The sequence below is a fragment of the Massilia sp. W12 genome, from assembly GCF_037300705.1.
In the GTDB taxonomy this organism is placed as follows: Bacteria; Pseudomonadota; Gammaproteobacteria; order Burkholderiales; family Burkholderiaceae_D; genus JACPVY01.
Genome location: NZ_CP147776.1, coordinates 6,047,043 through 6,062,144, shown reverse-complemented (window position 1 = coordinate 6,062,144; position 15,102 = coordinate 6,047,043). Strand labels below are relative to the sequence as shown.

The window sequence follows — 15,102 nt, the reverse complement described above, 5'->3', positions numbered from 1 at the left end:
TGCAAAAGATCAAAACGGCATTGTACCTTGTGGCGCAGCGGCGGGCGCGCTGGCGTCAGGCAAAGGCAGGGTAAAGCGCCAGCGGCAGCCCTGCCCCGGCGCTGTCGTCAACTCAGCCGCGCCATGCCAGGCGGCGACGCGTTCGCGCATGCCGGCCAGGCCAAAGCCTTTGGCCGCTTGCGGCGTAAAACCGCAGCCATCATCTTCGATACTGATCTGCAAGGCCGTCGGGCTGCGCCATAAACGGATACGGGCATGGCGCGCCTGCGCATGTTTGACGATATTCGAACAAGCTTCCTGCACGATGCGGTAGGCGCTGATGGCGATGCCTTCGGGCAGCTCGCCCACCTCTTGCGCCGAGATTTCAAACACACATGCGCTGTCCTGCCAATGGCGCAACATTTCTTCCAGCGCGCCGGCCAGCCCCAGCATTTCCAGCATTTCCGGACGCAAACGGCGCACCAATTGGCGCGCACTGGCGTACAGCGCGCGCGCGCTCTGCAAAATCGCCTGTGCACGCGCGCTGATCTGCTGCTGCGCCGGATCGTCTGGCGGCAATTGCTGCGCCAATTGCAAAATGCGTTCTGCTTCCAGACGCACGCCGATCAAGACCGCATTCAATTCGTCATGGATTTCCAGCGCAATCCCTTTGCGCTCATCTTCAATAATCGTATGCAAGCGCTGCAGCAAAGCGCGCCGCGCTTCATTCGCCTGCAAAGCCTCATTGCGCGACGCCAGCAAATCGCGGGTGCGCGCTTCGACCGTGGCTTCCAGCTCGCGCGTGGCGGCGCACAAGCTGGCCGCCATCGCATTCAGCGAAGCTTGCAGTTCGCCGATTTCCCCCGGCCCATCTTCATGCAACTCGACCTCAAAATCACGCTGCCGCAAGCGGCGCAGCGCACGCACTGCTGCTTGCAGCGGAGCGGTCAGATTGCGCGCCATGCGCCAGGCCAGCGCCGCGCTCAAGCCCAGCGCCAACAGCGTCACCGCCAAATCAAACTGAAACCGGCTCTGCGCCCGCTGCACAAACCACTTGTTGGAAAAACTGACGCGTAAGATGCCGATATGCGAAGGCTGCGGGGCAATTTGTCCATTGCTGCTGCTTGCCAGCGGCGTCACATAAATCGCCGGGTCGCGAATCGTCGCGCGGAAACTGCGCAGCGCTTCACGGCGCCCGGACTTGCCCTCAACCTCCAACACCAGCCTGTTTTGCAAATCAAACACTTCAATCAGGGCAATGCTGTGATCGGCCTGCAGCACTGCATTCAAACTCACGCGCATGCTGCGCCAATCGCGCGCGCGCAAAGGCGCCCCCAGACTTTCCGCCAGCGCGGTGGAAGCCAGCGCGGCGCGTTCCTGCAATTCCTGCTCAGCCGCGCTGTTTTGCGCCTGGCGCGCATACATCAGCATGGCGGCAAACATCAAGAGCAAAGGCAAGAGCGCCAGACTCAAGAGGCGCACGCGCAGGCTGTGCAGCCAGGCCAGCCGCATCATGCGCTCAGCAAACCGTGTTTCAGGGCCAGGCGGGTGATGTCAGCTGCGCGCTGCACACCCAGCTTGTCTTTAATGGTTTGGCTGGTGTTGCTGATGGTTTTGCTGGAAAGCTGCAATTGATCGGCGATTTCCTGGTTGGTCAGCCCTTCGGCCATGCGCGTGAAAATCTGCAATTCCCGTTCATCCAGCAGGCTTTGCGGCGAATGGTCACCGCGTATCGACAAATTCGCCAGCCGCTCGGCAATCGCCGGCATGAAATACAGCTGACCGGCATGGGCTTGCCGCACTGCCTGCGCCAATTCCTGCGGCGTGCAATCTTTGGTGATGAAGGCATGCGCGCCCAGACGGTAGGCTTCTTTGATCAGGCTGTCTTGATCAAATTGCGAGAGGAATACGATTTTCGCCTTGGGGAATTCGGCCAGCAATTGACGCGCCGCATCCAGCCCGGTGAGCGCGCTGCCAAAACGCAAATCCAGAATCGCCACATCCGGCGCTTCCTGCCGGTATTGCGCCAGCGCCTGTTCCACGCTATGCGCCTTGGCCACGGTGTGAATATCGTATTGTTCCAGCGCGCTGGCGAAACCATCCAAGACCACCGGGTGGTCATCGGCATGCAAAATGCGGATAGGTGCAGTCATGATGCTATTTTATGGAAGTTGGAATTGCTATTTTATAGCAATTCCATCATCCACCAACATCCTGACTGCAAGCCATCACGGTTCTGTCATACTGAGACCTTCGCCCATCTTGCCAATTCTGTTGCTAAAGGATGTCATATGCGCCGCCAACTCCTCCCCTTGCTGTTTGCCATGCTGCCCGGTATGGCGCAAGCCGCAGTCTCGGAAGAACATCAGGTGCGCCACTATGATGTGCGACAGACGCCCGGACAATCGTTGTTTGACGCCTTGGAGCGCAGCACGCCGCTGCGCGAAAACGGGCGCAGCTTTCATGGCTACACCAGATGGGAAATCGTTTGGAATTTCACCTTCAACAAGGGCGCAGACGGCTTATGCGGCATCGATTCTGTGCAAGTCAAGTTGCTGACCATCACCACGCTGCCGCGTTTGCTGGCGGCGGAAAACAAAGTCCGCGCAGAATTCAATCCATTTTTGGCCGCCCTGACCCGGCATGAAAATGGCCACAAGCAACATGGCCAACTGGCGGCCTATCAAATTGAACGCGAAATCAAGTCGATGCCGCGCATGAGCAACTGCCAGGAACTCAAGCAAAACGCCAATCTGCGCGGCACGCTGCTGATAGAAAAAGGCCAGCAGGCCGACCGCGACTACGACGCCAAAACCCGGCATGGCTGCACCCAGGGCGCCTGCCTGACCGACTGAACTTCCGGCTGATTGCAAGCTGATATGGCGGCGCGGAATGCGCTGCAGCACCCTCTTTTGCTTCGATATAGCAAAATTTTTGCCATCAAACAGAAAAAATTCTTCTCACATTTCCATTTTAAGGTTACATTATTTCCACAGCATGGAAATAAATCCTTCCATCAATTGGAAAAAGAATGGAGATCATATGCACTTTTCAACCCAAGCAGAACGTCCGCCGCTTACCCGCATGCTGCTGGTCGGCGTCATCCACATGAGTTTATTGGCCGCCATCGTGCAGGGCTTGAGTAAGCGGGTCATCTTCAAACCCGCTTCAAAACCAGTGGATATCACAATCATCAAACCGGCTGATCCGCCCAAGTCCAAGGATACGCCGCCGCTGGAGCCACCGAAGACCAAGTTCACGCCGCTGCGGATTCCACCACGGCTTGCAATCCACCCGGCGCCCACGGAGCCGACCACGCTGTGGGTGACAGACACCCCAACGCAAGATGGGCCGTTGAATCCGCCGTCCGGCGCAACGCTGGCGCAGGAAATCAGCCAGCCGCCGCAGAAAAAAACACCGCTGCGCACAGAAGCGCGCGCCGACGCCAAAGACTGCGCCAAACCGGAATATCCGGCGCAAGCGTTGCGCAATGGCGAAGAAGGCGCGGTCAGCCTGGCGTTTTTGATCGGCAAAGATAATCAAGTGCTGGAAGCCAAAGTCTTGAAAAGCAGCGGCTCGCGCCAATTGGACAAGGCGGCGATGGCGGCCTTAAGCCTGTGCCGCTTTCAGGCCGCCAGCCTGGATGGCGTAGCGGAAATGGCTTGGGCCAAGCTGGACTATGTGTGGAAAATCGAATGAGGCGGCGTTACTTGCAACTCATCCTGCTGGGTATGGTGCTGCTGGCGCACGGGGCTGCAGGTCTGTCACTGCATTATGCTGCGCGACATGCCCCGGCGCCAAAAACGCCGTCCCCTTTGCTATATCCCGGTTTGAGTGGAGGACATGCGGGCTGGTCAATCCTGGCTTACAGGCAAGGCTGACGCAAACGACGCTTCAGCTCATGCGGCTTGCTGAATTGCCCCCATGGCACGAGCGCTGCTGCACCTGCGGCCTTATCCCTCAGTGGTCGCCCAATGTCTCAGGTCATGCCGCGTCAGATGCACATAAAGCACCCGGGCAAGATGTCATGCCGCCAGAGCGCGCTGCAGCAGAACACAGCGATACGCAAACGCTGCCTGCGACAGCAGTAACGCCTCTGGTGGATTGCCCTGATTTGCACTATCCGCGCGCAGCCCTGCTGGATGGCGCACAGGGCGTCAGTCGGCTGGCCTTGCAATTAGATGCGGATGGCAAAGTGCAATCGGCGCAAATCGTGCGCAGCAATGCCTCCGCCACCCTGGATCAAGCGGCATTGCGCGCTGCCGCAAGCTGCCAGGCGGCGCCCGGCAGCGCAGCACCAGCAGAAATTCTGCTTGATATCGACTGGAGAGTCGAAGAATAAATCTGAGAAATATGATTACCGCTCATCCACAACTGCGCAGTACAATTTGACACAATCAACCCTGTCCAATATCCCACTGGCGAGCACGCCTATGAATGAAGACGCAGCCCTGGTTCTTTTGCCTGGCCTGGATGGCACTGGCGATTTATTTGCGCCTTTGTGCGCAGCCCTGGCCGCATGCCCCGCTATGCGGATTACGCCGCAAATCGTGCGCTATCCTGGCCACACCGTGCTGGACTATCAGGGCTTGGCTCCGCTGGCGCGCGCAGCCTGTCCCTCTGACAGGCCGTTTTATTTGCTTGGCGAATCGTTCTCCGGGCCGCTGGCGCTGCAATTGGCAGCGCAATCACCCGCAGGTTTGCGCGGTGTGATTTTATGCGCCAGCTTTATCCGCAATCCGCACCCGCACGCAGCGCGCATCGCGCCCTTGGCGACGCTGCTGCCAATACAACTGGCGCCGCCGAGTCTGATGTCTTTCGCGCTGCTGGGACAATACAGCACGCCGCCCTTGCGCGCGGCGCTGGCGCAGGCAGTGCGGCAAGCCAGCCATACCGTGTTGCGTCAGCGTTTATTGAGTGTGACGAAAATCGATGTCAGTCAGGAATTGCGTCAATTGCGCGTGCCCCTGTTGTATCTGCAAGCAAGCCAGGATCGCATCGTACCGGCGCGCGCCTGGCGGGAAATTCATGCACTGCAACCGCTGGCGCACAAAGTCAGCGTTGCCGCTCCGCATTGCCTGTTGCAGGCCGCGCCGCAAGCCGCTGCAGCCGCTTTACTGGACTTTTTTCAGCATTGCACAGCGCAGCAAGCATCAACATAAGCAAATCCAGCCCCGCCGCAATACGCCTATGGGCACGCATCCTGCGGATTTTTGGAAAAAACAGACGTATTTCGCGTCGCGATGCAAACCTTTGTTCGTATCCAAACGACCAAGCGCCTCGCCGCGCTCGGCGGCGCTAACCCGGATATGCCGAAAGCGCATGAATATCCTGATTGACAGCCCGGTATGGATCGACCATTTCCGTCATGGCAATACGGATTGGGTGAATCTATTGCTGCGTGATGAAGCGTTGATTCACCCTGTGGTGCGACTGGAATTGGCCTGCGGCACACCACCTGCGCCACGCAGAAGTGATGGACTTCATTGAAAGGGAGCGCTTGTTTGGCTTGGGCTGCGGCTTGGTTGATATCTGTCTGTTGGCCTCAACCTTGATCACGCCAGGCGCCAGAATATGGACAGTGGATAAGCGCTTGCATGATTTGGCTGTGCGCTTTCAGGCGCCTATCTCACCAAGCATTGATCTTGCTTGCGCAATCCGCCAGCCAGTCCAGGGCAAGCAAGCCAATCCCCGCCACAAGCGCGCTGTCGCCTGACATATTTCCTCACTGCACCGGCGGCAAATTGGTATTGGTTTTAAACGGCGGCAAGCTGGCTACGTTTTTGCCCTTGGTCTGCGCATACAGCGGCATCACTTCCGGCAGGCGTTTTTTGATTTCCGCGATACGGTCTGTGCCGGCCGGGTGGGTGGACAACCATTGCGGCGGCGCGCCTTTGCTGGCGGCGCCCATTTTTTGCCACAGGGTGACGCCGGCGCGCGGGTCGTAGCCGGCGCGCGCGGCGATGTCCAGGCCCACCACATCGGCATCAGTCTCATTGTCGCGCGAAAATTTCAAGAGGGTCAGATTCGCCACGCCGTGCGTCAAGCCGTCGGCGACTTGCGGATTCACGCCTTTGTACGACAAAATCCCGGCAGCGAGGCCGGCCAGCGCGCCGGTGACCTTGGTTTTGGCCATGCGCTCGCGTCCGTGTTCGCGCAAGGCATGCGCGATTTCATGTCCCATCACCAAGGCCACTTCATCATCGGTCAGCTGCAGCTGATCCAAAATCCCGGTGTAAAACGCAATCTTGCCGCCCGGCATGCAAAAGGCGTTGATCTGTTTGGAACCGATCAGATTTACTTCCCATTTCCATTGCGGCGCACGCGGATTCCATTTGCTGGCGTAGGGAATCAATTTATCCGCAATTGTGCGCAAGCGTTTGACTTGCGGATGATTGTCGGGGGCCAGCGCTTTTTTCGTTTCGGCTTGCTGCTTCATCGACAAATATTGTTGCGCGGCCATTTTTTCCAGCTCTTCGGCAGGCACCAGATTGCGCATGCCGGACATGCCGCCCACTTTCACCCCGTCTTCCTGACTGGCCGAGGCCTGGTTTTGCGCCATGGCCGGCGCGTGCATGGCCAGCATCAACGCGGCGCTGCTGAGCAATAATTTTGTCTTCATGATTTCTCCGTTGCCTGTTGCAGGATCTGCTTGATCCACGGCAGCAATATATAGGCCGGGAAGGCCAGAATAAAGGTCAGCAGGAAATAATTCATATATCCCATATCTTGCGCGCCAATGCCGCCGGCCCAGCCGGCGATGGAGCGCGAAAAGGCAAACACCGAGGACAGCAAGGCGTATTCCGTGGTGGCGCGCTCTTTATCGACAATCGCCATCAAAAACGCCATAAACGCCGCCGTGCCCAAACCGCCGGTAAAGGATTCGATCACGCTGGCGCCATACATCAGCATCTGGTGTTCAAACGCAATCGGGCTGCCTTGCGGCACATGCGGCACATACGCCGCCGCCAGCACATAGCCCAGATTTGAGACCGCCTGGAACAGCCCCAGTACCCACAGGGCTTTAAAAATGCCAACCCGGTCGGTGTACCAGCCGCCCACCAGGCCGCCGGCAATCGACAGCCCTAAGCCGATATTCACCGAAACCATGCCAATCTGCGCATTGGTGAAACCGGAATCGACCCAAAATGGTTTGATCATGAAGCCGATAGACGCATCGGCCAATTTGAAAATCAAAATAAACAAGAGCAGCAAGCCGGCATGCGGCTTTTGCAGCAGCGCAATCAGCGCGCCAAACAGCGGGCCTTGCTGCGCCACCTGCTTTTGCTTCTCAGTCTGGGCTTGCAAACCGGCGCGGAACAGCAGGGTGGCGGCAAACAGCAGCAGCACCGGCGGCCCGCCTTTATACCACCACAGCTTTTTATAGTCTGCGGCCCAAGCCGGATCCAGCGTCAACACCACCGGCCACAGCAAGGCGGCGAAAAATGAGGCAATCGCCAGCAGCAACAGCGGCTGCCGCTGCAAACCGTCCAATTCATCCCATAAGCCCGCCGGATCGCGCGGGCGCAAGCGCGGCGGTTCCGGCGGCGCATTCAGGCAAGTCAAGCCCAGCAGCAGGAAGAAGAGCGCGGCCAGGCCCCAAGTTGCGGTCCAGCCCAAGGCGTCAGAGCACCACAGCAAGATACCGGCCATCAACATGCCGACCCGGTACATGCCAATCCGGATCCCGTTCGCCAGCCCCATCTCGCGCTGGTCGAGTTGCTCAATGGTATAGCCGTCAATCGCAATATCATTGGTGGCCGACATGGCGGTGAATAAGCCAATCGCCAGCCAGACCCAGGGGCCATAACCGTTATTGATGGCGAATTGCAGCATGATCAAACCCATGCCCACATCCGCCGCCACCATCCAGTAGCGATGGCGGCGCGTGAAATCAATCAACGGGGCCCAGATGAATTTCAGAGTCCAGCACAGGCCAAGCAGGCTGATCACGCCGATTTTGGATAAATCCACGCCCTGCTGACGGAAATACACCGGGAACAAGTCATAAAACAAGCCGAGCGGGAAGCCTTCGGAAAAATACAGCAACCCGATCCAAAAGATTTTGCTCTTGAGCAGTTTTTGCCCTTCCATGCTCAGGCTTTCTTGCGCAGGCGGAACACGGCCAGATTGCCGCGCAGATTCGGCAGCACATGCACCGGCTGACCATCGTGCAGGGCCTGACATTGCACCACTTCCAGGCCGACGCTGTGCGCCAGTTCGCTGAAATCGTCGATGGTGGCGCAGCGCAGATTGGGCGTATCAAACCATTGATATGGCAGCGAGCGCGAAACCGGCATGCGGCCCGACAGCAGCGCGAGGCGGTGCGGCCAGTAGGCGAAATTGGGAAAAGAAACAATGATCTCGCGCGCCACGCGGGCGAAATCGCGCAAAATCTCTTCGACGTTTTCCATCATTTGCAGCGAAGACAGGCACAAAATGGTGTCAAAACTGGCATTGCCGAACAGCTTCAAGCCGTGTTCCATATCTTGCTGAATCACGCGCACGCCGCGTTTGGTGCTCTCCAACACTGAGGCATCGGCAATCTCGATGCCGTAACCGCTGCAGCGTTTGTTTTGCAGCAGATAGGCCATCATTTCGCCATTGCCACAGCCGATGTCAAGCACATGCGCGCCATCGGTAATCCAATCGGCGATAAAAGCCAGATCGGGCCGCAGTTTTTGCAATTCCTGAAAATTCATACCGCCCCTCCCTGCAGCTCCAGCCAGATGCGGTCATAGTAGGCGCGCACCAGCTTCATATAGCGTTCGTCTTCCAGCAAAAAGGCGTCGTGTCCGTGCGGCGCGTCGATTTCGGCATAGGTCACTTCGCGCCGGTTGGCCAGCAGGGCTTGCACGATTTCCTCACTGCGCGCAGGTGAAAAGCGCCAGTCGGTGGAAAACGAAATCAGCAAAAATTTGGCCGCCGCGCCGGCCAGCGCGCGCGTCAAATCGCCCTCATGCGCGCGCGCCGGGTCGAAATAATCCAGCGCCTTGGTGATCAGCAGATAAGTATTGGCGTCAAAGTATTCTGAAAACTTATCGCCCTGGTAGCGCAGATACGATTCAATTTCAAATTCGACGCCATAGCCGAATTGGTAGTCAGCGGCGCGCAGGGCGCGGCCAAATTTTTCCGCCATATCGTCATCTGACAGATAGGTGATATGGCCGATCATGCGCGCCACGCGCAAGCCGCGCTTGGGCACCACGCCATGCGCATAAAAATCGCCGCCGTGATAATCGGGGTCGGTCAAAATCGCCTGCCGCGCCACGTCGTTAAAGGCGATATTTTGCGCTGAGAGTTTGGGGGTGGAGGCGATCACAATGCAATGCGCCAGGCGCTGCGGATACATCACACTCCAAGCCAGCGCCTGCATGCCGCCGAGCGAGCCGCCCATCACAGCGGCAAAACGTTGGATGCCCAACGCATCGGCCAGGCGCGCTTGCGCGTTCACCCAGTCCTCCACCGTCACCACTGGAAATTGCGCGCCATATTGCTTGCCGGTGGCCGGGTTGATGTGCATCGGCCCGGTGGAGCCAAAGCAGGAGCCGAGATTATTCACGCCGATCACAAAAAAACGGTTGGTATCGACCGGTTTGCCCGGCCCCACCATATTGTCCCACCAGCCGGTTTTTTTCGGATCATCCTCATAGTAACCAGCCACATGGTGCGAGGCGTTCAAAGCGTGGCAAATCAAGATGGCGTTCGACTTATCGGCATTCAATGTGCCGTAAGTTTCATACATCAAGTGATAGTCAGAGAGCGACGCCCCGCTTTGCAGCGGCAGCGCTTGCGCAAAGCGCATGGTTTGCGGAGTTACGATACCGATGGATGCCATGGTCTCAGCTTGGGTGGGTGGATAGCAGCCGGGCATGATAGCATGCCCGGCGGATGTCTGCGGCAAGATAGCGGCGGGAGAGCCAAGCAAGCCGCGCAGGCACAACGAAGATCACCTTGAATTTGCACAGGATTCAAGGCGGCGAGTGCGAAGTTCACGGCAGAACACTGAGGGTGATTGTTAGCTTTCGAGAAACTTATTTTTCTTGTCATTTTTTACAAAAGTAGTTAAAATTGCAACAACTTAAATCTTCATCCGCAACCACACTTTTTCCTCTTCTTTTAACATTAGATGCAAGTTTTCCATGAGCATCTATGCATCCCGTTTAGTGCCAAAATATGAAAGGTCGCTATGGCTGGACACTCTCTGCTTAATCAAGTCCACACAAAAAATGAAGTAGTAATGGTGGATGAAAAACCATACACTGTTATTTTGAGCTACAACAAAGTTGCCGGCATTGACGGTTACGTAGTTGGATTAAAATTTACAAATGCTGCAGGAAGCATGGATTCTGCTGAGGCGAAACCTGTTAATGGCATGCAAGTTGGACTGGCGATTGCTCATAGAGCGGCACAAATGCTAAACCGTGGTTCGACAAGCTCACCACGAACGGCAAAATCGTGGTTCGACAAGCTCGGCATAATGAAGCTGCAACCCGCTTGGCATATAAAACGACTTGTTAGCGCAGTGGCTGAATAGATACATAAAATCAAGCGTAGCTATTCAGCCCCGGCATCGCCCCCCAAGCTGAAATGAAGATGGAAGCTCAGCGACTGAATAATTCCTATTAAATAGTCTGTATTTCACATAACTTTATTACCTTATTAAATTAAACATCTATCAAAAAATTCCGCAGCACATTATGCTAAAACCCCCTTACTCAACAACAGCCTCTGATTTTATTTCTCTATCAGAGTAAATAGAGACCTCACACCCATCAAATAAGGCCCTGATTTCAAGGGCGCCATTCATGCTGTGAATAAGAGAAACCAATGTACTGAGCAGCACATCGTCGCGCCTCTCTATTTTTGAGATAGCAGATTGCTGTTTACCTAAGGCATTGGCAACCTCAGCCTGTGTCAAGCCAAGCACATCGCGGATTTCCTTTAATGTGATGTGTTTTCTATCTTGAGGATTTAAAACCTTTCCAATAAATTGGACATTCGGAATATCGGATTCCTCCAATGTAGTGGAATGCTCTCCAGCGCGCATAGCAAGCGATAGGTTTCCTGGTACGGGCTGCAGCAATTGTCCAAGCCTTCTCAGCAGAAATTCCACATCTGTATATATCTCATCTGGCCGGCTGCCATATCCATCTTCTTCAGATAGAAAAACACCAAAACCAAAAGCAGGTCTATATTCTATTGCAAGAGATTGCCCAACGATATTAATCCAGCTGCTGCCAGCGTCTGACTCAGCTTGATCCAGAATAAACTCCACTCCCGGAAATTGTTTTTCCAAGGTTTGCATCAGTTCAAGTAATTTATTCATAATCGCTCACCATTTTCCCATCTGCACCAGGTTTATCAAACAACACCTGCTTGCCCAAACTTTCAATTCTGATCGCCCCATAGCATGCGATAAACGTATGATGTGACCGGCTGCGATAACGCCCGACCTTATCGGTATAAGTACGGCGATTATCCTGCTGCGGCGGATACATACGGCCATCATCTGCCCAAGCCTCCGGATTGTAAGGGATCTGCGTGCACGCATCTTCCACCTGGTTCAGAATTGACGCAATGAGCGCCAATCCTGCCGCCTCGGTCTTGACTGGCGCAGCGGCATCTAAACGCGAGAGAAATAGCGCCAGACGCTCCTTTTTTGTCATAGAAGCCATAAATTCCTTTAATGGAATATTCACTTAAGGGAATTATATCCTGCCAACACATTTATGCAAGCAAAAATTGCCAAGCCTGATGTCACAGGCGAAGCAGTGATGTCATGACATGGTTGGGCCAGGCTTCAGGCGTCGTGCAGAAAAAGACGCCTGCACACTCTTGTGCAGGCCGTGAACAGTACGCAGTGTAGTGGCACGATAGCAGCAGGCCGCACCGTGCCCGCGCGCCGACAAGCGCGGTTGAATCCGCTCCCGCCAAAAAAAAGGGGCCTTGCGGCCCCGTCCCTCATTTCCCCGCCAGCGCCCTCGGATGCTGCGCTTCCGGTAAAAACCCCGCCGCGCACAAGTCTTCCACCAGGCAGAACAATTGCAAATCGTTATAGCGTCTGGCCGCCAGTTGCAGGCCGAAAGGCAGGCCGGCCTGGTTGACGAAGGCGGGTGCTGCCACTACCGGCAGATGGGTCATGGTCCAGATCAGGGCCGGGTCGGGTTTTTCGTCTTCGTCGCGCAAGGGGGCGCAAGCCGAAGTCGAAAGGCTGAGCAAGGCGTCATAGCCGCTTAAAAACGCATCCATCTCCGCCGCCATTTGCTCTTGCAGCGCCATGGCGGCGACGAAGGCCGGGGTGGCGATTTGGCCGCCGCGCGCCAGCATTTCATTCATCACCGGCGAAACGAATTCGGCTTGCTGGTGTTCCTGCTGGAAGTAGTAATGCAGGGTGCGTTCGTAAATCGTGGCGTGAGTAGCGTGGGCCTGCTGCAAAATCGCCGGCGCTTCGCATATCTCCACCACAAAACGGCTGTCGCGGCTGACTTGTTGCGCCCAGTTGTGTAAAGCCTGTTTGGATTCTTCGCAGGCATATTGCCAGGTGTGGGTTTGCAAGAGGGCGATTTTCCAAGGGCGGCCAGCGGGGCGGCTGTTGCGCGCCGGGTCGCTCATGGCCCGCTCGGCAATCGGGTAATCGCGTCCGGCCACGCGCAGGCTTTGCCAGCCGCGCTGCAAATCGCTGGCGCTGCCGACGAAAAAGCCGGCGGTGTCCAGGGTGTCGGTGGTTTTCAACATGCCGGTGCGCGGCAATAAGCCAAACGAAGGCTTGCAACCCCACACCCCGCAATAACTGGAGGGACGCACAATTGAACCTGCGGTTTGTGTGCCGAGCGCAAATGGAACCATGCCGGCGGCAATCGCCGCCGCTGAGCCGCTCGATGAGGTGCCGGGGTTGCGCGTCGCATCGTGCGGGTTTTTGGTTTTGCCCAGCGCATGCACGGCGAATTCCGCCGTCACCGATTTTCCGGCAGTTAAACCGCCCTGGCGTTTGAAGTTGTACACCAGGCGCGCATCGTTGCCGGGGGTGAAGCCCTGCCACAAGGGGCTGCCCATCTGGGTCGGGTATTCGGTGGTGTTGATGATGTCTTTCACCGCCACCGGCATGCCCTCCAGCAAGCGCAGTGGCTGGCCGCTGGCCAAACGCTGGTCGCAGGCGCGCGCCTGTTGGCGCAGGATGTCCGCTGCAAAATTTTCCCAGGCCAGGCAATCCGCTTCCACCGCCGCAATGCGTGCAATGCAGATTTCCGCCAGGTCTTGCGCACTGAGTTTGCCGGCGCGCATCTGTTCGTGCATGGCGCCGATTGATTTTCCTGCGAAAGAATCGCTAGACATGCGTCCTCCCTTATTCCGGCTTGGGCCGGTGTTTGGCGATGATTTGCTGCGCAAACGGCAGCAACACTTCTTCATTCGGCGTCTCGCGCGCCGGCGCAATCGGAATCACTTTGCCGCGCAAGGCTTTGTGCCGGTGCTGTTCCATGGTTTCATAGAATTCCTGCTCCGACAGCCCGGTGATGCTCAGGTAGTAATCCAGCGCCGCCGGGCGCACCGGATCATTTTCTTCAATCAGTTGAAAACCTTCGCTGCGCGTCAGCAGACCGGCGCGCACGTCCTGGCTGGCGTGGAAGGTGGCGCGGCCATAGCCGCGTTTCAGATAGCAGGTGTAGTCGTGCACGCCGGGCATGATGCATTCGGCGCTCTTGTAGCGCTTGTATGTCCCTTCGATCTGGGTTTCTTTCCAGCCGTAGGTGTCGCGCACAAATTCCATTTGCCGCTCATCGTCCCAGAAGATGAAATCGCCCAAGTGGATGCCGAACAGGCCGACCCGCTCGCAATCTTCCGCGCTGGGCACATTGAATGGGTAGAGATCGCGCGCGCTCAAGGTTTCATCTTCCATCTGATCCGGGCGCAGTTTAGCCGAGACTTTGGTGAAATATTCGCGGTCGAATTTGCGCACCGGGTTGAAATAAGATGCGCGGCCCGAGGTTTCGGCAATCGATTCGCCCCAGATCAAGAGCGGAATATTGAAGCGCACGGCGACGTTCAAAGGAAACGCGCCGACGCCGGCGTGGCAGTGCCAGCAGGCATCGCCGATGCCGCCCAGCGAGCGCCGCGCAATGCGGTTGATCAGCTTGCGGTTGGGCGTGAACATGATGTGATCGACTTCAAATTCTTCCAGCGCGTTTTGCAAGTTATACCAGCCGGTTTCGCTGTACCAGTTATGACTGAACGTGACCGCCAGCGGCTTCATGTTGTACACCTTGGTCAGCACATGCAATTGGAAGGTGCTGTCCTTGCCGCCGCTGATGGGGACAATACAATCATAATTATTGCCGGCCTTGGCTTTCGCATTGTTCAGAATCTCTTCCAATTGGCGGCGCCGCTCAACCCAGTCGATGTGGATTTTCTGTTCTGAGGATTGGCAGGCCTGACAAATCCCCATTTCATCAAACACCACGCCTTCCTGGGTTTCAGGAATACAGCAACGGGTGCAGTAATGCACGCCCTCAAAAATCGGCTTACTCATGTTCCCTCCTGTTGCGCGGCTTGGTGATGCGCGCGGAATTCTTCATCCAAGATACCGTATTCCAGCACGTCCAGATAACGCCCGTCTTTGTACACCGCCTGGCGCCGCAAACCTTCTTGCCGCATGCCCAGGCTGTGGGCGATTTTTTGCATGCCGATGTTATTGCTGAAAGTGCCGCAGGCGATGCGGCGCAAATTCAATTGATCAAAGCCGTGCGTAAACATCAACAATGCCGCTTCGCGGCCAAATCCCTGTCCCCAGCAACTGCGCGCGCCCAGCAGAATGGAAAATTCAGCGCTGCGGTTGACCGCATGGATGCTGCTCAAGGCCACATTGCCGACATGCACTCCGGCTTTATTCACAATCGCCAGGGTCAGGCTGTCACGGCTTTTATTCGCTTGCGCAATGTATTCGCGCGCGGCTTCACGCGCATAGGGATAGACATGATGCGAATTGCCGAAGCAGACTTCGGCCTGGTTCAACCAAAGCGGGTAATCGCCATCCGCATCCGCTGGCGTAAGCAGGCGCAAATCAAGTTTTTGCCCGCTCAGAAAAATCAGATCCGCCGCCTGTCTGCCTGTGTCTTGCATTTCTTT

At 56.5% G+C, this 15,102-nt stretch carries 16 protein-coding genes and 1 pseudogene; 6 read left to right on the top strand and 11 right to left on the bottom strand.

The genetic code is table 11. The features are described 5' to 3' along the window. Window positions 1–9: 9 nt before the first annotated feature. Together V8J88_RS25035 and V8J88_RS25030 are read right to left on the bottom strand one after the other, a co-directional pair. Window positions 10–1,494 carry an ATP-binding protein gene (locus V8J88_RS25035; RefSeq protein ID WP_338847016.1) on the bottom strand — a complete coding sequence of 495 codons (1,485 nt, stop codon included), beginning with the start codon at window positions 1,492–1,494 and terminating at the stop codon, window positions 10–12. Beyond that, a complete protein-coding gene (locus V8J88_RS25030; RefSeq protein WP_338847015.1) occupies window positions 1,491–2,132 on the bottom strand; it encodes a response regulator transcription factor in 642 nt (213 codons plus the stop codon). The genes V8J88_RS25035 and V8J88_RS25030 overlap by 4 nt, the downstream gene beginning before the upstream one ends. Window positions 2,133–2,270: 138 nt before the next feature. On the opposite strand from V8J88_RS25030, the gene V8J88_RS25025 reads away from it, so the two are divergent. The 5 genes and pseudogenes from V8J88_RS25025 (at window position 2,271) to V8J88_RS25005 (ending at window position 5,695) form a co-directional block, all read left to right on the top strand. Beyond that, window positions 2,271–2,834 carry a DUF922 domain-containing protein gene (locus tag V8J88_RS25025; RefSeq protein WP_338847014.1) on the top strand — a complete coding sequence of 188 codons (564 nt, stop codon included), beginning with the start codon at window positions 2,271–2,273 and terminating at the stop codon, window positions 2,832–2,834. Window positions 2,835–3,021: 187 nt separating this feature from the next. After that, window positions 3,022–3,678 (top strand): TonB family protein, encoded by a 657-nt coding sequence (locus V8J88_RS25020; RefSeq protein WP_338847013.1) that lies wholly within the window; start codon window positions 3,022–3,024, stop codon window positions 3,676–3,678. Window positions 3,679–4,006: 328 nt separating this feature from the next. Continuing rightward, window positions 4,007–4,321 carry an energy transducer TonB gene (locus tag V8J88_RS25015; protein ID WP_338847012.1) on the top strand — a complete coding sequence of 105 codons (315 nt, stop codon included), beginning with the start codon at window positions 4,007–4,009 and terminating at the stop codon, window positions 4,319–4,321. 91 nt (window positions 4,322–4,412) lie between these two features. Beyond that, complete coding sequence (locus V8J88_RS25010; RefSeq protein ID WP_338847011.1) at window positions 4,413–5,141, top strand: alpha/beta fold hydrolase; 729 nt, start codon at window positions 4,413–4,415, stop codon at window positions 5,139–5,141. Between the two features lie 160 nt (window positions 5,142–5,301). Next, window positions 5,302–5,695: pseudogene (locus tag V8J88_RS25005) on the top strand (VapC toxin family PIN domain ribonuclease). 9 nt (window positions 5,696–5,704) lie between these two features. Here V8J88_RS25005 and V8J88_RS25000 read toward each other — a convergent pair. From V8J88_RS25000 to V8J88_RS24985, 4 genes are read right to left on the bottom strand one after another with little or no spacing between them, the layout of a single operon-like run. Continuing rightward, window positions 5,705–6,601 carry a M48 family metallopeptidase gene (locus V8J88_RS25000; protein ID WP_338847010.1) on the bottom strand — a complete coding sequence of 299 codons (897 nt, stop codon included), beginning with the start codon at window positions 6,599–6,601 and terminating at the stop codon, window positions 5,705–5,707. Then, on the bottom strand, window positions 6,598–8,073 hold the full coding sequence (locus tag V8J88_RS24995) for an MFS transporter (protein ID WP_338847009.1): 1,476 nt from the start codon (window positions 8,071–8,073) through the stop codon (window positions 6,598–6,600). Before V8J88_RS24995 ends, V8J88_RS25000 begins: the two co-directional genes overlap by 4 nt. A gap of 2 nt (window positions 8,074–8,075) precedes the next feature. Continuing rightward, on the bottom strand, window positions 8,076–8,681 hold the full coding sequence (metW, locus tag V8J88_RS24990; protein ID WP_338847008.1) for a methionine biosynthesis protein MetW: 606 nt from the start codon (window positions 8,679–8,681) through the stop codon (window positions 8,076–8,078). Continuing rightward, complete coding sequence (locus V8J88_RS24985) at window positions 8,678–9,817, bottom strand: homoserine O-acetyltransferase (protein WP_338847007.1); 1,140 nt, start codon at window positions 9,815–9,817, stop codon at window positions 8,678–8,680. Before V8J88_RS24985 ends, metW begins: the two co-directional genes overlap by 4 nt. A gap of 351 nt (window positions 9,818–10,168) precedes the next feature. Here V8J88_RS24985 and V8J88_RS24980 point away from each other — a divergent pair, with 351 nt between their 5' ends. Then, complete coding sequence (locus V8J88_RS24980) at window positions 10,169–10,516, top strand: hypothetical protein (RefSeq protein ID WP_338847006.1); 348 nt, start codon at window positions 10,169–10,171, stop codon at window positions 10,514–10,516. A gap of 177 nt (window positions 10,517–10,693) precedes the next feature. Here the strand turns inward: V8J88_RS24980 and V8J88_RS24975 are convergent, their stop codons facing one another. From V8J88_RS24975 to V8J88_RS24955, 5 genes are all read right to left on the bottom strand, one after another. Beyond that, window positions 10,694–11,308: a helix-turn-helix domain-containing protein gene (locus tag V8J88_RS24975; protein ID WP_338847005.1), complete on the bottom strand. Its 615-nt coding sequence runs from the start codon at window positions 11,306–11,308 to the stop codon at window positions 10,694–10,696. Beyond that, on the bottom strand, window positions 11,301–11,681 hold the full coding sequence (locus tag V8J88_RS24970) for a hypothetical protein (RefSeq protein ID WP_338847004.1): 381 nt from the start codon (window positions 11,679–11,681) through the stop codon (window positions 11,301–11,303). The genes V8J88_RS24975 and V8J88_RS24970 overlap by 8 nt, the downstream gene beginning before the upstream one ends. Before the next feature lie 262 nt (window positions 11,682–11,943). Then, a complete protein-coding gene (locus tag V8J88_RS24965) occupies window positions 11,944–13,314 on the bottom strand; it encodes an amidase (protein ID WP_338847003.1) in 1,371 nt (456 codons plus the stop codon). 10 nt (window positions 13,315–13,324) lie between these two features. Then, window positions 13,325–14,506: an N-acetyl sugar amidotransferase gene (locus V8J88_RS24960; RefSeq protein ID WP_338847002.1), complete on the bottom strand. Its 1,182-nt coding sequence runs from the start codon at window positions 14,504–14,506 to the stop codon at window positions 13,325–13,327. Next, complete coding sequence (locus tag V8J88_RS24955; protein WP_338847001.1) at window positions 14,503–15,096, bottom strand: GNAT family protein; 594 nt, start codon at window positions 15,094–15,096, stop codon at window positions 14,503–14,505. The genes V8J88_RS24960 and V8J88_RS24955 overlap by 4 nt, the downstream gene beginning before the upstream one ends. Between the last annotated feature and the right edge of the window lie 6 nt (window positions 15,097–15,102).